Source organism: Blastococcus sp. TF02A-30, from assembly GCF_003319185.1.
Taxonomy (GTDB): domain Bacteria; phylum Actinomycetota; class Actinomycetes; order Mycobacteriales; family Geodermatophilaceae; genus Blastococcus.
The window spans coordinates 201295-221215 of sequence record NZ_QOHJ01000005.1; the positions used below are offsets into that span (position 1 = coordinate 201295).

19 protein-coding genes are annotated in these 19921 nt (G+C 73.9%); all 19 read right to left on the reverse strand.

The genetic code is table 11. The features are described from left to right. Positions 1 to 2: 2 nt before the first annotated feature. Positions 3 to 1640, reverse strand: coding sequence for a F0F1 ATP synthase subunit alpha (atpA, locus tag DQ241_RS12790; protein WP_113830587.1), 1638 nt, complete (start codon positions 1638 to 1640; stop codon positions 3 to 5). A 67-nt stretch (positions 1641 to 1707) separates the two neighbouring features. Then, positions 1708 to 2580 (reverse strand): F0F1 ATP synthase subunit delta, encoded by an 873-nt coding sequence (locus tag DQ241_RS12795; protein ID WP_113830588.1) that lies wholly within the window; start codon positions 2578 to 2580, stop codon positions 1708 to 1710. Next, positions 2580 to 3152 (reverse strand): F0F1 ATP synthase subunit B, encoded by a 573-nt coding sequence (locus DQ241_RS12800; protein WP_113830589.1) that lies wholly within the window; start codon positions 3150 to 3152, stop codon positions 2580 to 2582. Before DQ241_RS12800 ends, DQ241_RS12795 begins: the two co-directional genes overlap by 1 nt. A gap of 40 nt (positions 3153 to 3192) precedes the next feature. Next, positions 3193 to 3420: an ATP synthase F0 subunit C gene (atpE, locus tag DQ241_RS12805; protein WP_164704633.1), complete on the reverse strand. Its 228-nt coding sequence runs from the start codon at positions 3418 to 3420 to the stop codon at positions 3193 to 3195. A 64-nt stretch (positions 3421 to 3484) separates the two neighbouring features. Then, entirely contained in the window at positions 3485 to 4303 is an 819-nt protein-coding gene (gene atpB / locus DQ241_RS12810) for a F0F1 ATP synthase subunit A (RefSeq protein WP_113830590.1), read from the reverse strand. Continuing rightward, positions 4300 to 4539 (reverse strand): AtpZ/AtpI family protein, encoded by a 240-nt coding sequence (locus DQ241_RS12815; protein WP_233492406.1) that lies wholly within the window; start codon positions 4537 to 4539, stop codon positions 4300 to 4302. Before DQ241_RS12815 ends, atpB begins: the two co-directional genes overlap by 4 nt. Positions 4540 to 4657: 118 nt before the next feature. Further along, positions 4658 to 5152, reverse strand: a complete 495-nt coding sequence (locus DQ241_RS12820; protein WP_113830592.1) for a hypothetical protein — start codon at positions 5150 to 5152, stop codon at positions 4658 to 4660. Beyond that, entirely contained in the window at positions 5149 to 6390 is a 1242-nt protein-coding gene (locus DQ241_RS12825; protein ID WP_233492407.1) for a glycosyltransferase family 4 protein, read from the reverse strand. Before DQ241_RS12825 ends, DQ241_RS12820 begins: the two co-directional genes overlap by 4 nt. A 165-nt stretch (positions 6391 to 6555) precedes the next feature. Further along, complete coding sequence (locus tag DQ241_RS12830; RefSeq protein ID WP_113830593.1) at positions 6556 to 7197, reverse strand: L-threonylcarbamoyladenylate synthase; 642 nt, start codon at positions 7195 to 7197, stop codon at positions 6556 to 6558. Positions 7198 to 7243: 46 nt separating this feature from the next. Next, positions 7244 to 8635, reverse strand: a complete 1392-nt coding sequence (locus DQ241_RS12835; protein WP_113830594.1) for a Stk1 family PASTA domain-containing Ser/Thr kinase — start codon at positions 8633 to 8635, stop codon at positions 7244 to 7246. Between the two features lie 24 nt (positions 8636 to 8659). Beyond that, positions 8660 to 9514 (reverse strand): peptide chain release factor N(5)-glutamine methyltransferase, encoded by an 855-nt coding sequence (prmC, locus tag DQ241_RS12840; RefSeq protein ID WP_113830789.1) that lies wholly within the window; start codon positions 9512 to 9514, stop codon positions 8660 to 8662. After that, positions 9511 to 10590: a peptide chain release factor 1 gene (gene prfA, locus DQ241_RS12845; RefSeq protein WP_113830595.1), complete on the reverse strand. Its 1080-nt coding sequence runs from the start codon at positions 10588 to 10590 to the stop codon at positions 9511 to 9513. The genes prmC and prfA overlap by 4 nt, the downstream gene beginning before the upstream one ends. A gap of 135 nt (positions 10591 to 10725) precedes the next feature. Continuing rightward, positions 10726 to 10956, reverse strand: coding sequence for a 50S ribosomal protein L31 (rpmE, locus tag DQ241_RS12850; RefSeq protein ID WP_113830596.1), 231 nt, complete (start codon positions 10954 to 10956; stop codon positions 10726 to 10728). Between the two features lie 134 nt (positions 10957 to 11090). Beyond that, entirely contained in the window at positions 11091 to 13082 is a 1992-nt protein-coding gene (gene rho / locus DQ241_RS12855) for a transcription termination factor Rho (protein WP_370444381.1), read from the reverse strand. 354 nt (positions 13083 to 13436) lie between these two features. Continuing rightward, complete coding sequence (gene thrB / locus DQ241_RS12860) at positions 13437 to 14399, reverse strand: homoserine kinase (protein ID WP_113830598.1); 963 nt, start codon at positions 14397 to 14399, stop codon at positions 13437 to 13439. Then, entirely contained in the window at positions 14396 to 15469 is a 1074-nt protein-coding gene (thrC, locus tag DQ241_RS12865) for a threonine synthase (RefSeq protein ID WP_113830599.1), read from the reverse strand. The genes thrB and thrC overlap by 4 nt, the downstream gene beginning before the upstream one ends. Then, positions 15466 to 16761: a homoserine dehydrogenase gene (locus tag DQ241_RS12870; protein ID WP_113830600.1), complete on the reverse strand. Its 1296-nt coding sequence runs from the start codon at positions 16759 to 16761 to the stop codon at positions 15466 to 15468. Before DQ241_RS12870 ends, thrC begins: the two co-directional genes overlap by 4 nt. Then, positions 16758 to 18251: a diaminopimelate decarboxylase gene (gene lysA, locus DQ241_RS12875; protein WP_113830601.1), complete on the reverse strand. Its 1494-nt coding sequence runs from the start codon at positions 18249 to 18251 to the stop codon at positions 16758 to 16760. Before lysA ends, DQ241_RS12870 begins: the two co-directional genes overlap by 4 nt. Next, positions 18248 to 19909, reverse strand: a complete 1662-nt coding sequence (gene argS / locus DQ241_RS12880) for an arginine--tRNA ligase (RefSeq protein ID WP_113830602.1) — start codon at positions 19907 to 19909, stop codon at positions 18248 to 18250. The genes lysA and argS overlap by 4 nt, the downstream gene beginning before the upstream one ends. Positions 19910 to 19921 lie beyond the last annotated feature (12 nt).

Consider the following 19921-nt stretch of genomic DNA (forward strand, 5'->3'; position numbering starts at 1 on the left):
GGTCAGGCCTTCTTCTTGACCTGGACGCGCTCCTGGCCACGCTCCGAGGCGTCCATGGCCTCGGCCTCGGGCTCGTTCACCTTGAGGGTCTCGCCCTCACCGGTGGTGAACTGGCCGTAGAAGGCCTCGACCGCGCGCTCCAGGCTGGAGACGGTGTCGTCGTCGAGCTTCTTCGACTGGCGGATGGTGTCGAAGATGCCGTTGTCGCCGCGGGAGATGTAGTCGAGGAACTCGGTCTCGAAGCGGCGCACGTCGCTGACCGGGACCACGTCGAGCTTGCCCGTCGTGCCCAGCCACAGGGAGACGACCTCGCGCTCCACCGGGAACGGCGAGTACTGCCCCTGCTTGAGCAGCTCGACCAGGCGCTGACCGCGGTCCAGGGTGGCCCGGCTGGAGGCGTCCAGGTCGGAGCTGAACGAGGCGAAGGCCTCCAGCTCGCGGTACTGGGCCAGGTCCAGGCGGAGCCGGCCGGCGACCGACTTCATCGCCTTGATCTGCGCGGAACCACCGACGCGCGACACCGAGATGCCGACGTTGATGGCCGGGCGGACACCGGAGTTGAACAGACCCGTCTCGAGGAAGATCTGGCCGTCGGTGATCGAGATGACGTTGGTCGGGATGTAGGCCGACACGTCGTTGCCCTTGGTCTCGATGAGCGGCAGGCCGGTCATCGAGCCCGCGCCGAGCTCGTCGGAGAGCTTGGCGCAGCGCTCCAGCAGGCGGGAGTGGAGGTAGAAGACGTCGCCCGGGTAGGCCTCGCGGCCCGGCGGGCGGCGCAGCAGCAGCGACACCGCGCGGTAGGCCTCGGCCTGCTTGGACAGGTCGTCGAACACGATGAGGACGTGCTTGCCCTCGTACATCCAGTGCTGGCCGATGGCCGAGCCGGTGTAGGGGGCGATGTACTTGAAGCCGGCCGCCTCGGAGGCGGGGGCGGCGACGATCGTCGTGTACTCCATCGCGCCGGCCTCCTCGAGGGAGGACCGGATCGCCGCGATCGTCGAGCCCTTCTGGCCGACGGCGACGTAGATGCAGCGGACCTGCTGCGCCGGGTCGCCGGTCGCCCAGGCCTGCTTCTGGTTGATGATCGTGTCGATCGCGATCGCGGTCTTGCCGGTCTGGCGGTCGCCGATGATCAGCTGGCGCTGACCGCGGCCGATCGGGGTCATGGCGTCGATGGCCTTGATCCCGGTCTGCATCGGCTCGTGCACCGACTGGCGCTGCACCACGGTGGGCGCCTGCAGCTCGAGGGCGCGGCGGCCGGTGGTCGCGATGTCGCCGGCACCGTCGATCGGGTTGCCCAGCGGGTCGACGACGCGACCGAGGTAGCCGTCACCGACGGGGACCGAGAGCACCTCGCCGGTGCGGCGGACCTGCTGGCCCTCCTCGATGCCGGAGAAGTCACCCAGGATCACGACGCCGATCTCGCGGACGTCCAGGTTCAGGGCCAGACCGCGCACGCCGCTCTCGAACTCGAGCAGCTCGTTGGTCATGACCGAGGGCAGCCCCTCGACCCGCGCGATGCCGTCGCCGGCCTCGGTGACGGTGCCGACCTCCTCGCGGGAGACGTCGGGGCGGAACTCGGTGACGTAGTTCTGGATGGCACTGCGGATCTCGTCTGCGGAGATCGTCAGCTCGGCCATGGCGTGTCGTCCTCTTCCCTGCTGGGGTGATGTCTGGGTTGGTGCGGCCCTGGGGGCCGGAGGAGGCTCAGCCGGCGAGGCGCCGGCGGGCTGCTTCCAGTCGCTGCGCGATGCTGCCGTCGATGACCTCGTCGCCCACCTGGACGACCAGGCCGCCGACGACGTCCGGGTCGACGGTCACCTGCAACCCGATGGTCCGCCCGTACAGCCGGCCCAGCGACTCGGTCAGCCGCAGCTCCTGGGCCGCCGTCAGCGGGACGGCGGTGGTCACGTGCGCGGTCGACCGGCCGCGGCGGCGGTTGGCCGCCTCCGACAGCTCCTCGACGACCGCACCCGCGTTGCCGACGTGCCGGCTGGTGAGGACGTTCCGGAGCAGCTGCTCGGTGACCGGGCTGACCCGCCCGGCGAGCAGCCGGTCCAGCAGCGCGGCCTTGCCCTCGACCGGCGCCGAGGCGTCACCGAGGATGCGCGCCAGGTCCTGGTCGCCGGAGACGATCCGCCCGAAGCGGAACAGCTCGTCCTCGACGCTCTCCAGCTCGGCGCGGGCCTCCGCGGCGTCCAGGGACGCCTCGACGGCCAGGGCCGTGGTGGCCTCCACCAGGTCCAGCGGGCGCGACCAGCGCTGCCGCGCGATGGTCTCCAGCAGGTCCAGGGTGGCGGCCGAGACCTTCGCGGACAGCAGCCGGCGGACCAGCGCGGCGCGCTCGTCCGGCTTGCCGGCCGGGTCCGAGAGGGCCCGGCGCAGCGTCGGCGTGCCGTCGAGCAGCCGGCCGACCGCGAAGAGCTCGTCGGCCAGCTGCAGGAGCTCCGGACCGGTGGCGGCCCGCGGCGTCCGGGTGACGGCGTCCCGGGCCTTCGCCAGGACACCCCCGGCCGGCTGGGTGATCTCGGCCAGGCGCTCGCGCACCTCGACGAGCGCCTCGCGGCTGGAGGCCTCCATCAGCGGTTGCTCTCGCCGACGGGGACGGCCCCGCCGCGACCGTCACCGGTCGCGGTCATGCCGTCCAGCTCGTCCAGGAAGCGGTCCACCGTGCCGCTGCGGCGCGCGTCGTCGGCGAGGGACTCGCCCACCACGCGGCCGGCCAGCTCCACGGCGAGCGTCCCGATCTGACCGCGCAGCTGGTTGACCACCTGCTGGCGCTGGGCGGCCAGCTGCTCCTCGCCGCGGGCGACGATGCGAGCCGACTCCTCCTGGGCCTGGGCGCGCAGCTCCTCGAGGATCTGCTGCCCCTCGGCCCGGGCGGCGTCCCGGATCTGGGCGGCCTCGTTGCGGGCGTCGGCCAGCTGCGCGCGGTACTGCTCGAGCGCTGCCTTGGCCTCGGCCTGCATCGCCTCGGCCCGCTCGATGCCGCCCTCGATCGCCGCACGGCGCTCCTGGAAGACCTGCTCGAAGCGGGGCACCACGAACTTGATCATCACGAAGGCGAGGATCGCGAACGTGATCGTGCCGACGACGATCTCGCCCACCGGCGGGATCAGCGGATTGTGCGACTCCGCAGCGAGGATGTTCATGCTCTGAGCTCCCTGAGTCAGCTGGACAGGACCGGCTGGCTCAGCCGTAGATGAAGGGCGCGACCAGACCGATGAGCGCCAGCGCCTCGGAGAGGGCGGCACCGAGGAAGGCGTAGGTGCGGGTCAGGCCGGCAGACTCGGGCTGGCGGGCCGTCGCCTGGATGTAGGCGGCCCACACGATGCCGACACCGATACCGGGGCCGATGGCCGCGAGGCCGTAGCCGACGGCGCCGATGTTGCCCTCGAGCTCTGCGAGTACCTCGATCATTGGGGGGTCTTCCTCCTGTGTCGGTCACCCGGGTCGTCCCGGGTGGCTGGCGGGGGTGGAGCGGTCAGTGGGCGGGTTCGACGGCGCCGTTGAGGTAGGTCGCCGTCAGGACGGTGAAGACGTAGGCCTGCAGCACGATCACCAGGAGCTCGAAGAACGTCATGGCCAGCGCCATGAGGAACGAGAACGGGGCGAAGATGATGGAGAAGTTGCCCACGTTGAGCAGGTAGACCGTGCCGAGGGCGAACACCGCCAGCAGCATGTGGCCGGCGAACATGTTCGCGAAGAGCCGCACGGCGAGGGTGAACGGCCGGATGATGAAGACCTGGAGCAACTCGATCGGCGTCACCAGGATGAGCGCCCCGACGGGCACGCCCGGGGGCACGGCGGCGTCCTTGAAGTAGCGGCCCGCCCCCTGCTCGCGGATGCCGACCCAGTTGTAGACGATCCAGACGATCACCGCGAGCACGAGCGGGAACGCGAACTTCGACATCGGCGAGATCTGCGCCAGCGGCACGATCGACATCGCGTTGTTCGCGAGGATGAAGAAGAACAGCGAGGCCAGGAACGGCGCGAACGGCAGGCCCTTGGGGCCGATGACGTCGCGGGCCATCCCGTCGCGGATGAGCGAGTAGCCGCTCTCGCCGATGAACTGCATCTTGCCCGGGATGATCGACGGCTTGCGGACGGCCGCCACCATCAGGGCGATCATGGCCGCGGTCGCGACCCACATGATCAGCGTGATGCGGGTGATCTCGAAGGCGATCCCGAAGAGGTCGAACTCGGCGATCGGCTCCGGATAGAACTCCTCGACGGTCGGAGCTTCGAAACCCTCGCCGTTGGCAGCGAGCACGCTGCCGAGCGCTGAGGCGCTGGAGGTCACCGTCGTCCCTTCTGCGTCTTCCGGTACTCCGGTGGCCGGCTCCGCTGCCCGCCCCGGGTCGTGCTGGTGGGCCGGTTCCCCGCGGGGGGCGGATCGACGGCGCCGTACTTGACGACCACCAGGTAGATGGCCACTCCCAGGCCCAGGATGATGCCGACCAGGATGAAGAAGCGGGTCTCCAGCCAGCGGTCGAGCAGCCACCCGACCCCGCCCCACACGAGCATCCCCGAGAGCATGGTCCCGGTGATGCCCCAGCCGATGTCCGCCCCGGAGGGCTGACGGTCGGCGTCTGCGGCACGCGGTCGAGCGTCCCTGCGAGCAGGGCTGTTCTCGGCCATCACTCCGGACACTATCTCAGCCGCGCGACGCCGGGCTTTCCGGGTCCGGCGGGGAAGCGTCACGGCCGCTGGACGGGGCCTCGGCCGGTGCCGCGGGCGGGGGCACGTAGAACACCTGCCGCGTCCACACCCAGCGCATCTGGACCCCGCTCCACAGCAGCGCCCCGGCGATGACGGTCCAGGCGAGCACCAGCCGGTCCAGCCACCCGTCCTCGGGCAGCGAGCCGAGCAGGGCGAAGAGCACCAGCAGCTTGACCAGGAAGGTCCCGAGCGCGGCGGGCAGCGCGAGCGCGTCGTCGATGCCGCCCGCCCAGGCGATGACCACGCCCGACAGGACGAAGAACCCGGCGACCACGGCCGCGCCCACGAGCACCGCCACCGCGCTCCCCCAGCCGCCCACGATGCCGGCCACCGGCGCCGCGACGGCCGTGGCCGCGGCGGTGACCAGGCTGCCGACGCGCAGGAACCCCAGGTCCCAGGGCGCCGTGCTGCGCGGCGCGGGGGCGGTCACCGCAGCACCCGCCCGGCACGGGCCGCACGGGTGGTGCGGGTCGGCGTCCCCGCGGGCGGCCGGACGGCGCGCGCGGTCGGGTGGTCGGCCCGGCTGCGCTCCCGCTGGGCCTCCAGCTCGGCGGCGCGCGCCTCGCGGGCCGCGCGGCGGGCGCGCGGGCTCAGGACGACGACGACGCCGATCACCAGCAGCACGGCGATGACCACCAGCAGCTCGGCCCGGCCACCGGTGATCGACAGCGCCACGGAGCCCATCGACAGCAGGGCCGCCCAGAAGTACATGACCAGCACCGCGCGCCGGTGCGAGTGGCCGATCGACAGCAGCCGGTGGTGCAGGTGCATCTTGTCGGGGGCGAACGGCGACCGCCCGCGCCTCGTCCGCCGGATGACCGCCATCACCAGGTCGATGAACGGGATGAAGAGCACCGCGATCGGCACCAGCAGCGGCAGCGTGAGGGGCAGCAGCGTGGCCGCGGAGTCGAAGGACTGCGGGTCCACCCCGCCGGTCGCGGTGACCGCGGCGGCGCTGAGCATCAGCCCGACCAGCATCGAGCCCGAGTCGCCCATGAAGATGCGCGCCGGGCTGAAGTTGTGCGGCAGGAAGCCCAGGCAGGCGCCCGCGAGGACCGCGGTGATCAGGGCGGGGGCGCTGGCGACGTCGTCGTACCCGACGACGCCCAGGTGGTAGCTGTAGGCGAAGAACGCCAGGGCAGCGATGGCCGAGACGCCGGCGGCCAGCCCGTCCAGGCCGTCGATGAAGTTGAGCGCGTTGACCACGAGGACGGTCAGCAGGATGGTCAGCGGCACGCCGACGTCGGGGCCCAGGGAGATCGTGCCGATGTCGGCCACCGGCAGGAACAGGAAGGCCAGCTGCACGCCCAGGAGCACCATGACGCCGGCCGCGGCGATCTGCCCCGTGAGCTTCGTCAGGGCGTCGAGGCCCCACTTGTCGTCGAGCACGCCGAGGGCGCAGATCAGGCCGCCGGCGACGAGCACCGCGTAGGTCTGCGAGTCGTCGAAGGTGCGCTGCAGGGCCGGCAGCCGGCTGGCCACGAGCACCGCCGTCACCACCCCGAGGTACATCGCGACGCCACCACCGCGCGGGGTCGGGATGACGTGCACGTCCCGCTCGCGGGGTGCGGCCATCATCCGGAAGCGGATGGCGAGCATCCGCACCACCGGGGTGGTGAGGAAGGTGACCAGCGCGGCGGTGAGCAGGACGACGGCGTACTCGCGCATCCGGCTCAGCCGCCGGGGGTCGGCTCGGGGAGAGCGCCGGCGCGCAGCGTGCTCATCTCAGCCGCTCTCCAGTGACGTGGGGACGCCGTGCGGTCGCGCGCGGCGTCCCCACGGTATCGCCCACCCCTGGGAGAACCCTGCTGACGACCCCGGGGCGGTGCCCGGTCAGTCGGTGATCTCGGGGACGACCTCGCGGAGGCGGTCGACCGGGACGGCGCCGACCCGCAGCACCCGCGGGGTGGGGGCGGTGCAGTCCACGATCGTGCTCGCCGCCGAGTCGGCCCGCGGCCCCCCGTCGAGCACCACGGTCGCGTGCTCGCCGAGCTGCTCGGCCGCCTCCTGCGCGGTCGTGGCGGCCGGCCGGCCCGAGCGGTTCGCGCTGGACACGGCCAGCGGCCCGGTCCGGCGCAGCAGGTCGCGGGTCAGCTCGTCGTCGGGCAGCCGCACGGCGACGGTCCCCTCCGCGTCACCGAGGTCCCACGCCAGGGACGGCGCGTGCTCCACGACGAGCGTGAGCCCACCCGGCCAGAACGCCTGGGCCAGCGCGGTGGCCGCGGGAGGGGTGCGCAGCACCAGGCCACCGAGGGTGGACGCCTCGCCGACGAGCACCGGGACCGGCATCCCCCGGCCACGGTTCTTCGCGGCGAGCAGCCCGGTCACCGCGTCGGGGCTGAAGGCGTCGGCGGCCACGCCGTAGACGGTGTCGGTGGGCAGCAGCACCAGCTCGCCCCGGCTGATCGCGGCGGCCGCGGCGTCCAGGCCGGCGGCGCGGGCGGCGGGGTCGGAGCAGTCGTAGATGTCGGCCACGGGTCAGGAGTCTCGCACCGGCGCCGGCAGGGACCACCGGCCGGTGTCAGTCGTCGCCGTCCTCGTCGCCCCGGTCCCGCCCGTTGCCGTTCCCGCGCCCCCCGTCGTCGTCCTTGCCGTTGCCGTTGCCGTTTCCCCCGCCGTCATCGGCCGGTGCGGGCGCGGGAGCCGGGGCCGGCACCGGGGGAACGGCGTACTCGAGCCGGACCGGGCTGCCGGGCGCCAGGGTCCCCACCGGCGCCACGGCGGTCACCTGCCCGGCCGGCACCGCGCCGGTCTCGACCGCGACCAGCTCGACGGTCAGGCCCGCGCCGATCAGCTCGGCCTGGACGTCGCGGACGGGCCGGCCCAGGTATGCCTCCGCGACGACGTCGACCCCCTCGGGCGCGCTGCTGGTCGTCGGGGCCGGATCGGTGGTCCCGGTGCCCGGGTCCTCCCCCGTCATCGCGGTGACCGCGCCGACGACGGCGACGACGGCGATCAGCGCGGCCAGGGCGGCGAGCACCGGCCGGCGCCGTCGGGGCGACGCTGCCGCGGCACCCGGAGCGGCCGGCGGCAGAGCCGGCAGCACCGCGGTGGGGGGCGGTCCGAGCCGGGTGGTGGAGGTCCCGGCGACCAGCCGCTCGACGGCGTCGCGCAGCGCCGCGCCGTCCGGGAAGCGGATCGCCGGGTCCTTGGCCATGGCCCGCTCCACCAGCGCCCGCACGGCGGGCGGGACGTCGGCCGGCAGGGGCGGCGGGACGTCGCGGAGGTGCATGACCGCGATCTGCACGGCGCTCTCGCCCTCGAACGCCCGCCGTCCGGCCAGGCACTCGTAGCCCACGGCGCCGAGGGCGTACACGTCGCTGGCCGGTCCGGCCGGCTGCCCGCCGGCCTGCTCCGGGGACAGGTAGTGCGCGGTGCCGACGACCTGACCCGTGCGCGTGACGGCGGCGCTCGAGGTGGAGCGGGCGATGCCGAAGTCGGTGAGCTTCACCGCGCCACCGCGGCCGACGAGGAGGTTGGCCGGCTTGATGTCGCGGTGCACCACCCCGGCGGCGTGCGCGGCGGCGAGCCCGTCGGCCGCCTGGCGCAGCACGTCCAGCGTGCGGGCGACGTCGAGCCGCCCCTCCCGGCGGAGCACGTCGGCGAGGGACTCCCCCTCGACCAGCTCCATCACGAGGTAGGCGACCGGTGGTGCGCCGGCGTGCGGGCGCACCTCGCCGTAGTCGAACACCGCGGCGATGTGCGGATGCGTCAGAAGGGCCGCGTGCTGCGCCTCGGCCCGGAAGCGGGCCAGGAACTCCGGGTCGCCGGCGAACTGGTCGCGCAGCACCTTGACCGCGACCGGCCGGTCCAGGAGCGTGTCCCGGCCCCGCCACACCTGGCCCATGCCGCCGCCGGCGATCAGGGACGTGAGCTCGTAGCGGTTCCCGAGCAGACCGGTCTGCGGCCCCACTCCTCCTCCTCGCTACCCGTGCGGTCAGCCGCGCCGGGCGGTGGTGAACCGCGGGCGGCCGGCCAGGTCCGGGTGGTCCTCGACGTCGGTGAAGCTGCCGTGCGACCGGACCACCGCGGGCAGCGCCGTCCCCTGCTGGTCGGCGTGCTCGATGCCCAGCCAGCCACCGGGGCGCAGCAGCCGGGCCGCCGTCCCGAGCAGCCCGCGGACGACGTCGAGCCCGTCGGGGCCGCCCCACAACGCCAGCGGCGGGTCGTGGTCGGCGACCTCGCGGGGCACGGTCGCGCCGTCGGGCACGTACGGCGGGTTGGAGACGACGACGTCGACCCGCCCCTCCAGCTCGGACAGCAGCGCCGGGTCGGTCATGTCGCCGGCGACGACGCCGACCGGGGTGTCGCCGGCACCGACCCTGGCCAGCGCGTTGTGGCGCGTCCAGGCGATCGCGCCCGGGTCGCGCTCGACGGCGGTGACGCGGGCCCCCGGGTGCTCGTGGGCGATCGACAGCGCGATGGCGCCGGAGCCGCTGCCCAGGTCCACGACGATCGGCCCGGAGAGCCCGTCGAGGCGCTGCAGCGCCCAGTCCACGAGCAGCTCGGTCTCCGGCCGCGGCACGAAGACCCCCGGCCCGACCGCGAGCTCCAGGTGGCGGAACGCGGCCCGCCCGGTGAGGTGCTGCAGCGGCACCCGGTCGGCCCGCTGGCCGAGCAGCGCGGCGAAGCGGGCGGCGGCGTCGTCGTCCACGTCGGCGAGCGTCAGCAGGGCGGTGCGCGAGGTGCCGAGGACGTGGGCCAGGAGCAGCTCGGCGTCCACGCGCGGCGACTCGACGCCGGCCTCGGCCAGGGTCCGGGCGGCGTCGGCGAGCAGCGTGCGCGGGTTCAGGAGCCGGCCGCCAGCAGCTCGGCGGTGTGCGCCTGGCTGAGCGCGTCGATCACCGCGTCGAGGTCGCCGTCCAGCACCTGGTCGAGGTTGTGCGACTTGTAGCCGACCCGGTGGTCGGAGATCCGGTTCTCCGGGAAGTTGTAGGTGCGCACCCGCTCGCTGCGGTCGACGGTGCGGACCTGGCTGCGCCGCTGGTCGCTCGCCGTCGCGGCGGCCTCCTCGCGGGCGGCGGCCAGCAGCCGGGAGCGCAGCACGCGCAGCGCCGACTCCTTGTTCTGCAGCTGGCTCTTCTCGTTCTGCGAGCTGACCACGATGCCGGTCGGCACGTGCGTGATGCGGACGGCGGAGTCGGTGGTGTTCACGCTCTGCCCGCCGGGCCCGGACGACCGGAAGACGTCGATGCGCAGGTCGTTGGGGTCGACCGTCACGTCGACCTCCTCGGCCTCGGGCAGCACCAGGACGCCCGCCGCGGAGGTGTGGATGCGGCCCTGGCTCTCGGTCGCCGGCACGCGCTGGACGCGGTGCACACCGCCCTCGAACTTCAGCCGGGACCAGATGCCCTCGTCGGTGCGCGACTTGATGGCGACGGCGACGTCCTTGTAGCCGCCCAGCTCGGCGTCGACGGCGTCGAGCACCTCGGTGGCCCAGCCGCGGCGCTCGGCGTAGCGCAGGTACATGCGCAGCAGGTCGCCGGCGAACAGCGCGGACTCCGCGCCACCCTCCCCCGCCTTGATCTCGAGGATGACGTCCTTGTCGTCGTCGGGGTCCTTGGGCAGCAGCAGCTCGCGGAGGCGGTCCTCCAGCTGCGGGATGCGCTGCTCCAGGCCCGCGGCCTCCTCCCGGAAGGAGGAGTCCTCGGCGGCCAGCTCCCGGGCGGTGGCCAGGTCGCCGCGTGCCTCCTCCAGCGCGCGGGCGGTCTCCACGAGCGGGGCGAGCTGGGCGTAGCGGCGGCCCAGCCGGCGGGCGCGGGACTGGTCGGCGTGCACCGCCGGGTCGGCCAGCTCGGCCTCCAGCGCGGCGTGCTCGGCCAGCAGCACGGCCAGCCGGTCGGGCGCGGCGGTGTCGGTGCTGCTCATCGGGGACCTCTCGACCCAGCTTTCGGTACCGAAAGCTGCGGGTGTGCGGGAGCTTTCTGTACCGAAAGCTCGCGTGGGGCGGACATGACGACGGCGCCCGTCCCACACGAGGTGGGACGGGCGCCGTCGGAGGTGCTACTTCTCGGCGCCGGCGCCGGCAGCGCGCTTGCCGAACCGCTTCTCGAAGCGGGCGACGCGGCCACCGGTGTCGAGGATGCGCTGCTTGCCGGTGTAGAAGGGGTGGCAGGCGGAGCACGTCTCGACGGTCAGCTGACCGGTCGGGCTGGTGCTGCGGGTGGTGAAGGTGTTGCCGCAGCCGCAGGTCACGGTGGTGACGTTGTAGGCCGGGTGGATGTCGGGCTTCATGGCTGCTGCCTCTTCTACGAAGTCTGTGTCGTTCAGTGCTGTGAACGCCGGGGACCGGACGGCTATTTCCGGCCGCGCCAGCGGGGCTCGGCCGACCAGTCTCCCAGATCGGGGGACCGGCCGGCCGCCCAGGGTCATTCCTGGCCGGGGCCCAGCGTGGTCTTCTGGATCTGCATGAGGAACTCGACGTTGTTGCGGGTCTTCTTCAGCTTGTCGAGCAGCAGCTCCAGCGCCTGCTGCGGCTCGAGCGCGGCGAGCACCCGGCGCAGCTTGATGACGATGGCCAGCTCGTCGGGCGACATGAGGATCTCCTCCTTGCGCGTGCCCGACGCGTTGACGTCGACGGCCGGGAAGACCCGCTTGTCCGCCAGCCGGCGGTCGAGCTTGATCTCCGCGTTCCCGGTGCCCTTGAACTCCTCGAAGATGACCGTGTCCATCGTGGAGCCGGTCTCGACCAGCGCCGAGGCGATGATCGTGAGCGAGCCGCCGTTCTCGATGTTGCGCGCGGCGCCGAGGAAGCGCTTGGGCGGGTAGAGCGCCGTGGAGTCGACACCACCGGAGAGGATGCGCCCGCTGGCGGGGGCCGCCAGGTTGTAGGCGCGGCCCAGGCGGGTGATCGAGTCCAGCAGGACGACGACGTCGTGGCCCATCTCGACCAGGCGCTTGGCCCGCTCGATGGAGAGCTCGGCGACCGTGGTGTGGTCCGACGGCGGCCGGTCGAAGGTCGAGGCGATGACCTCACCCTTCACCGAGCGCTGCATGTCGGTGACCTCTTCGGGGCGCTCGTCGACGAGGACGACCATGAGGTGGCACTCGGGGTTGTTCTTCGTGATCGCGTTGGCGATCGACTGCAGCACCATCGTCTTGCCGGCCTTGGGCGGCGAGACGATCAGCGCGCGCTGGCCCTTGCCGATCGGCATGACCAGGTCGATGACGCGGGTGGTCAGCAGGTGCGGCTCGGTCTCCAGCCGCAGGCGGTCCTGCGGGTAGAGCGGGGTCAGCTTGGTGAACTCCGGGCGGTTCCGCGCCTGCTCCGGGTCCAGCCCGTTGACCGTGTCGAGGCGGACCAGCGCGTTGTACTTGTCCTTGCGCTCGCCCTCGCGGGGCTGGCGGACGGCGCCGGTGATGGCGTCACCGCGGCGCAGCCCGTGCTTGCGCACCTGCGACAGCGACACGTAGACGTCGTTCGGGCCGGTCAGGTAGCCCGACGTGCGGACGAACGCGTAGTTGTCGAGCACGTCGAGGATGCCGGCGACGGGCAGCAGGACGTCGTCCTCGCTGACGGTCGGCTCGCCCTGGTCGAAGCGGTCGCGACCGCCGGCGTTGCGCCGGTTGCGGTCGCGGTAGCGGCGGCCCCGGCGGCCGCGGCCGCCCTCGAAGTCGTCGTCGTCCTCGTCGTCCCGGACGTCGTTGCGGCCGTCGGTCCGGCCGCGCTCGTCGGTGCGGTTGCGGGCCTCCTGCCGGCCGCCGCGGTCGCGGTTGCCGTCAGGACCCCGGTTGCCGTCGCGGTTCTGGCCGTCGCGGGCCTGACCGTCGCGGTTCTGGCCGTCGCGGCCCTGACCGTCGCGGTTCTGGCCGTCGCGGCCCTGACCGTCACGGGCCTGACCGTCACGAGCCTGACCGTCGCGGTTCTGACCGTCACGCGCCTGGCCGTCGCGGTTGCCGCGCTCGGCGCGGTCGGCGCCGTCCCGGTCGCCGCGGTTGCGGTTGCGGTCGCGGTTGCGCTGCGGGCGGTCGCCGTCCTGCTGCTCGCCGTCGCGCTGCTCGGTCTCGGCCGGAGCGGAGGCGGCCGGCGCCTCGACGGCCGGCTCGGCGGCGGGCTGGGCGTCGGGGGTCGGCGACCCGGCCGGGCGGCTGGCGCCGCGCCGGGTGCGGGTCGGCGCGGCGGTCACGGGGCCGCCGTTGGCGCCTCCGGTGATCGGGGCCTCGAGCGGCGCCGCGGTCGCGGCGACGCCACGGGCGTCGTCGGCGGCGTCGTCCTGCTTCTCGGCGCGCGGCGCGGGGGCGGCTGCGCCCTCGCCCACCTGGCGCGCGGAGATGGCGGCGACGAGGTCGCCCTTGCGCATGCGGGCGGTGCCGGCGATGCCGAGTTCGGCCGCGAGGCGCTGCAGCTCGGGCAGCAGCATCCCGGACAGCCCGTTGCCGCGGCGGCGGGGGCGACCCGCCGACCCAGAAGCGGCAGCTGCCTCGTCCGGACCGGCGGCGCCGGTCTCGACGAGGTCGGTGGTTTCACTCACGTACAGGTCCTTCCCTGCGGTGACCTGCGCGTTCCAGCGCAGGGGGTCCCCGGTCCCCGTCGCTTCCGGCCCGGGGGCGGGAAAGGAGGGGGAACAGGTCGAGAGATGCGGGGCGGATCAGCGGCGAAGAGAGATCGTCTGCTTCGGCCCCGCGCGAGGCTCGCCCGAGTGGGCGGCTACGCCGATGAGCCTAGACGCAGCTCACAGGCCAGACAACACCGGTGGTTCCCAGCGTGTTCCCCGTTACCGAGACGATACCTGCGGGGTCACAGGCAACACCCGGGCCCCAGTGGCGTCCACGTCGAGCGGGAGCACGCGCCAGCCGTCCGGGACCAGTGCCGCGACCTCGTGGACGCGCACCGCCTGCGCCGGGTCGCCCGCCGGGTCATCGGGGTGCCGCCGGGTCAGCACGAGCACGCTGGGTCCCGCGCCGGAGACCACCGCCGCGTGCCCGGCGTCGCGCAGCCGGTCGATCAGCGCGAGTGAAGCCGGCATCGCAGCGGCCCGCTGCCGCTGGTGCAGCCGGTCCTCGGTCGCGGCCAGCAGCAGCTCCGGCGCGCTGGTCAGCGCGTGCACGAGCAGCGCGGCGCGACCGGCGTTGAACGCCGCGTCGGCGTGCGGCACCTGGTCCGGCAGCAGGGTCCGGGCCACGTGCGTCGGGAGCACCGTCTCCGGCACGAGGACGACGGGCAGCACCTCGTCGGACACCTCCAGCCGCTCGGCCACGGCCCCGTGCCGGTCCGCCCAGGAGAGGGTGGCGCCGCCGAGCAGGCAGGCGGCCACGTTGTCGGGGTGGCCCTCCATCGCGTCGGCGAGGCGGAGCACGGCGTCGCCGTCGACCGCGTCGACGTCCGGGCACAGCGCCCAGGCCGCCAGCAGACCCGCGACGACGGCGGCCGCGGAGGAACCCATCCCCCGCCCCTGCGGGATGCCGTTGTCGGCCTCGATCCGCAGCCCGGGGGCGTCCCAGCCGAGCTCCGCACAGCCGGCGTGGAAGGCGCGGGCGACGAGGTGGGTCTCGTCGCAGGCCAGCGCGCCGGCCCCCTCCCCGTGCACGACGATCTCCAGCGATCCGCGCTCGAGCAGGGAGAACTCGAGGGTGTCGTGGCAGGCCAGGGCCAGGCCGCCGCAGTCGAACGCCGGCCCCAGGTTGGCGCTGGTCGCGGGGACCCGGATGCGCACCCGGTCCGCCGGGAACGGCGTCACAGGCCCAGCTGGGCCGCGGCCACCGCGGCGTCGACCGGCACGGTCACCGGGGCGGGCGCGCCGGAGATGGCCCACTCCGGGTCCTTGAGCCCGTTGCCGGTGACGGTGCAGACCACGGTCTGCCCGGGCTCGAGCTCCCCGGCCGCGGCGACCTGCAGGAGACCGGCCACGGACGCCGCCGACGCCGGCTCGACGAAGACGGCCTCGCTGCGGGCCAGCAGCCGGTAGGCGGCGAGGATCGCGCGGTCGGTGACGGCGTCGATCCGGCCGCCGGACTCGTCGCGGGCGGCCAACGCCTTGGTCCAGGACGCCGGGTTGCCGATCCGGATCGCGGTGGCGATCGTCTCCGGGCGCTCGACGACCCTCCCGTTCACGATCGGCGCCGACCCGGCCGCCTGGAAGCCCCACATGCGCGGGGTCCGCGTCGCCGTGCCGTCGGCGGCGTACTCGCGGTAGCCCTGCCAGTAGGCGGTGATGTTGCCGGCGTTGCCGACCGGCAGGCAGTGGATGTCGGGGGCGTCGCCGAGCACGTCGACGATCTCGAACGAGGCGGTCTTCTGCCCCTCGATCCGGAACTGGTTGACGCTGTTGACCAGGCTCACCGGGTAGTCGATGGCGAGCTTGCTGGCCAGCGCGAGGCAGTCGTCGAAGTTGCCGTCGACCTGCAGCAGCTGGGCCCCGTGCACGAGCGCCTGGGCCAGCTTGCCCATCGCGATCTTGCCCTGCGGCACGAGGACGGCGCAGGTGAGCCCGGCCCGGGCGGCGTAGGCGGCGGCGCTGGCGCTGGTGTTCCCGGTCGAGGCGCAGATGACCGCCTTCGACCCCTCCTCGACGGCCTTGGTGATGGCCATCGTCATGCCCCGGTCCTTGAAGGACCCGGTCGGGTTCAGGCCCTCGACCTTGAGGTAGACCTCGCACCCCGTGCGCCGGGACAGCTCGGGCGCCGGCAGCAGCGGGGTGTTGCCCTCCTGCAGCGTGACGACCGGCGTCGTCTCGCTGACCGGCAGCCGGGAGCGGTAGGCCTCGATGAGCCCGGGCCAGCCGGGCGAGACCCGCGACGACACCGTCATGACAACCCCTCCACGCGCAGGACGCTGGTGACCCCCCGGACCGCCGGCATGTCGCGCAGCGCGGAGATGGTGGCGGACAGCGCGGCATCGGGGGCGCTGTGCGTGACGATGACCAGCGTCGCGGCGTCGCCCCGGCCGGTCTGCCGGACGGTGGAGATGCTCACCTCGTGGCGGGCGAACTCCTGCGCGACGGCGGCCAGGACGCCCGGCTTGTCCGCGACGTCGAGGCTGACGTGGTAGCGCGTGGGGGTCTCGGCCATGGGCCGGACGGCGAGGTCGGCGTAGCCGCTGGGTCCCTGCCCGGAGGCGCCGGCCACCCGGTTGCGGGCCACCGCGACGAGGTCGCCGAGGACGGCGCTGGCGGTCGGCTCTCCCCCGGCGCCCTGGCCGTAGAACATCAGCTGCCCGGCGGCCTCCGCCTCGACGAAGACGGCGTTGAACGCACCGCCGACGGAGGCCAGCGGGTGCGTCGTCGGGATCATCGCCGGGTGCACCCGCACGGCGACGGTGTCCTCGCCGCCGCCGTTGGGCACCCGCTCGCAGATGGCCAGCAGCTTGACCGTGCAGCCGATCTCGGCGGCGCGGGCGACGTCGGTGGCGGTGACCGCGGAGATGCCCTCGCGGTACACGTCGGCCGACGACACCGGGGTGTGGAAGGCCAGGGAGGCGAGGATCGCCGCCTTGGCCGCGGCGTCGAAACCGTCGACGTCGGCGGTCGGGTCGGCCTCGGCGTAGCCGAGCTCGGTGGCCTCGGCCAGCGCCTCGGCGAACCCGCCCCCGGTCTCGACCATGCGGGACAGGATGAAGTTGGTCGTGCCGTTGACGATGCCGACCACCCGGCGCAGCTGGTCACCGGCCAGCGACTCGCGCAGCGGGCGCAGCAGCGGGATCGCCCCGGCCACGGCGGCCTCGTAGTAGAGGTCGACGCCGGCCTTGGCCGCGGCGGCGTGCAGGCCGGGGCCGTCCTCGGCCAGCAGCGCCTTGTTCGCGCTCACCACCGACTTGCCGTGCTCGAACGCCGCGTACAGCAGCGTGCGGGCCGGCTCGATGCCGCCGATGACCTCGACGACCAGGTCGACGTCGTCGCGGGTGACCAAGCCGAGCGCGTCGGTGGTCAGCAGCTCCTGCGGCACGTCGGGGTGGTGGTCGGGACGGCGGACGGCGATGCCCGCGATCTCGACCGGCCGGCCGATGCGCGCGGTCAGGTCACCGGCCTGCTCCCGGACCAGGCGCAGCACGGCGCTGCCGACGGTGCCGCAGCCCAGCAGCGCGACCCGCAGCGGCGCGGTCACGAGCGGGCTCCCGCGGCGTGCTCGGGCGCGGGCTGGTCGAGGGCCGGCGACGGGGCCGGCACGTCGGCGAGGACGGCGTCGAGGGCGAACACGTCCGCCAGTGTCTGACGTCGCACGATCTCGGTCGCCTCCCCGTCCCGCACCGCGACCACCGGCGGCTTGAGCAGGTAGTTGTAGTTGCTCGCCATCGACCAGCAGTAGGCCCCGGTCGCGGCGACGGCCAGCAGGTCGCCGGGCTGCACGTCCGAGGGCAGCCAGAGGTCGCGCACGAGGACGTCGCCGCTCTCGCAGTGCTTGCCCACGACGCGGCACAGCGCGGGCGGGGCGTCCGACGTCCGGTTGGCGAGCACGCAGGTGTAGCTGGCGTCGTAGAGGGCGGTGCGGATGTTGTCGCTCATCCCGCCGTCGACCGACACGTAGTTGCGCACCAGCGGGGCCCCGGGCGTGCCGCTGGACCCCAGCCGGACCGGCTTGATCGTGCCGATCTCGTACAGCGTGACCGTCCCGGGGCCGGCGACGGCGCGGCCGGGCTCGACCGCCAGCCGCGGCACGGGCAGGCCGAGCGCCGCGCACTCGGCCTCGACGACGGCGCGCAGCCGGGTGGCGACGTCGGCCGGCGTCACCGGGTCGTCCTCGGGGAGGTAGGCGATGCCGAACCCGCCGCCGAGGTTGAGCTCGCCGAGCACCTCCCCCGTCGCCTGGTGCACCTGGGCCAGCAGGCCGACGACGCGGTGCGCGGCGGCCTCGAAGCCGGCGGTGTCGAAGATCTGCGAGCCGATGTGGCTGTGCAGCCCGGCCAGCAGCAGCGACGGCTCGCGGATGACCCGGACCGCCGCGGTCAGCGCATCGCCGGTGGCCAGCGAGAAGCCGAACTTCTGGTCCTCGTGCGCGGTGGCGATGAACTCGTGGGTGTGCGCCTCGATGCCGACCGTGGAGCGGATGAGCACCGGCACCGGGGCACCGCCGGCCGCCACGCGGGCCTCGGCGAGCGGCACGAGCCGGTCGATCTCGTCGAAGGAGTCCAGCACGATCCGGCCGATGCCGGCGTCGACGGCCGCCTGCAGCTCGAGCAGCGACTTGTTGTTGCCGTGCAGCGCGATCCGCTCGGCCGGGAAGCCGGCAGCCAGCGCCACGGCGAGCTCGTTGCCGCTGCAGGCGTCCAGGTGCAGGCCGTCGGCGGCGATCCAGCGGGCCACCTGCCCGCAGAGGAAGGCCTTGGAGGCGTAGTGCACGTCGGCGTCGGTGAAGGCGCCGGCGAACTCCGCGGCCCGGCCGCGGAAGTCCTCCTCGTCCAGCACGAACAGCGGCGTGCCGTGCGCCCGGGCCAGCTCGGTGACCGGCCGGCCGCCGAGGTGCAGCTCGCCGTCGACCCGCCGGGCCGAGCGCGGCCAGACGTGCGGGTCGAGCGCCCCCAGGTCCTGGGGCGGGGCGCCGGCAGGCGAGGGCTGGGTGATGTTCCCGTGCAGCGGCCCCGCCGGGTGCGCCCTCACATCCGCTCCGGGGCGGTCACGCCGAGGACGGCCAGGCCGTTGCGGAGCACCGTCGCCGTGGCGGCGCACAGCCAGAGCCGCGCGGTGGTCAGCGACGTCGCCTCCTCGTCCCCCCGGGGCAGCACGCGGCAGGCGTCGTAGAACCGGTGGTAGGTCCCGGCCAGCTCCTCGATGTAGCGGGCCACGCGGTGCGGGGCGCGCAGCTCGGCGGCGGCGGTGAGGACCCGGGGGAACTCGCCGATCGCGCGGAGCAGGTCGTTCTCGCGCTCGTGCACCAGCGAGGCGACGTCGACGTCCGCGGCCTCGCCCAGGTGGAGGCCGAGGTCGGCGGCGTTGCGCAGCACCGAGGAGATGCGGGCGTGGGCGTACTGGACGTAGAAGACGGGGTTGTCGTTGGTCTTGCGCGTCCACAGGTCGAGGTCGATGTCGATCTGCTGGTCGACCGAGGCCCGGGCCAGCACGTACCGGGCGGCGTCCGCGCCGATCGCGTCGACCAGGTCCTCGAGCACCACGATGGTGCCGGCGCGCTTGCTCATCCGCACCGGCTCGCCGTCGCGCAGCAGGTTGACCAGCTGGCCGATGAGGATCTCCAGGTGCGTGGCCGGGTCGTCCCCGGCCGCCGCGACCAGCGCCTTGTACCGGCCGACGTAGCCGGTGTGGTCGGCGCCCAGCATGATCACGACCTTGTCGAAGCCGCGGGCCCGCTTGTCCAGGTAGTAGGCGCAGTCGGCGGCGAAGTAGGTCACCTCGCCGTCGGCCTTGACCAGCACCCGGTCCTTGTCGTCGCCGAAGTCCGTGGTCCGCAGCCAGACGGCGCCGTCGGCCTCGAAGACGTGCCCCTGCTCGCGGAGCGTGGCCACGGCCTTCTCGACCGCGCCGCTCCGGTGCAGCGAGGTCTCGGAGAACCAGACGTCGAAGTGGACGCCGAAGGACTCCATCGTGCTGCGGATCTCGGCCACCATGAGCTCGACGCCCTTGGCGCGGAAGACCGGCAGCTGCGCCTCGGCCGGCCGGTCGAGCAGGCCGGGCTCGGCGGCCACGACCTGGCCGGCGATCTCGGCGATGTAGCTGCCCGCGTAGCCGCCCTCGGGCACCTCGCCGCCGGTGGCGGCCGCCTGCAGGCTCTGGGCGAACCGGTCGATCTGCGCGCCCGCGTCGTTGAGGTAGTACTCGCGGGTGACCTCGGCGCCGCTGGCCGACAGCAGCCGGCCGAGCGCGTCACCGACGGCGGCCCAGCGGGTGCCGCCGATGTGCACGGGGCCGGTCGGGTTGGCGGAGACGAACTCGAGGTTCAGCCGCTGACCCGCCAGGGCGGTGGTGCGGCCGTAGGCGTCCCCTGCCGTCACCGCGTCGACGGCGATCTTGCCGAGCGCGCCCTGCGCGAGGGTGATGTTGAGGAAGCCGGGGCCGGCGATGTCGACCCGCGCGATGCCGTCGTGCGCCCGGAGCTCACCGGCGAGCAGCTCGGCGACCTCGCGCGGCGGGCGGCCGGCCGGCTTGGCCAGCCGGAGGGCGACGTTGGTGGCGTAGTCGCCGTGCTCGGGGTTCTTCGGCCGCTCGATCACGACCTCGGCGGGTACCTCGACGGGCAGCTCGCCTCGCTCGACGACCGCGCCCAGGGCGGTACGAACGACGTCCTGCAGCTGCTCCGGTGTCACCGCACGAGCGTA

What these genes read in the sequence shown, in the direction of transcription:
- DQ241_RS12800 (WP_113830589.1), bottom strand. Translation starts at nt 3,152, where the DNA reads ATGAACATCCTCGCTGCGGAGTCGCACAATCCGCTGATCCCGCCGGTG.
- rho (WP_370444381.1), bottom strand. Translation starts at nt 13,082, where the DNA reads ATGCTGCTGCCCGAGCTGCAGCGCCTCGCGGCCGAACTCGGCATCGCC.
- DQ241_RS12795 (WP_113830588.1), bottom strand. Translation starts at nt 2,580, where the DNA reads ATGGAGGCCTCCAGCCGCGAGGCGCTCGTCGAGGTGCGCGAGCGCCTG.
- thrC (WP_113830599.1), bottom strand. Translation starts at nt 15,469, where the DNA reads ATGACGGTGTCGTCGCGGGTCTCGCCCGGCTGGCCCGGGCTCATCGAG.
- atpA (WP_113830587.1), bottom strand. Translation starts at nt 1,640, where the DNA reads ATGGCCGAGCTGACGATCTCCGCAGACGAGATCCGCAGTGCCATCCAG.
- atpE (WP_164704633.1), bottom strand. Translation starts at nt 3,420, where the DNA reads ATGATCGAGGTACTCGCAGAGCTCGAGGGCAACATCGGCGCCGTCGGC.
- DQ241_RS12815 (WP_233492406.1), bottom strand. Translation starts at nt 4,539, where the DNA reads ATGCTCTCGGGGATGCTCGTGTGGGGCGGGGTCGGGTGGCTGCTCGAC.
- rpmE (WP_113830596.1), bottom strand. Translation starts at nt 10,956, where the DNA reads ATGAAGCCCGACATCCACCCGGCCTACAACGTCACCACCGTGACCTGC.
- DQ241_RS12825 (WP_233492407.1), bottom strand. Translation starts at nt 6,390, where the DNA reads ATGCGCGAGTACGCCGTCGTCCTGCTCACCGCCGCGCTGGTCACCTTC.
- prfA (WP_113830595.1), bottom strand. Translation starts at nt 10,590, where the DNA reads ATGAGCAGCACCGACACCGCCGCGCCCGACCGGCTGGCCGTGCTGCTG.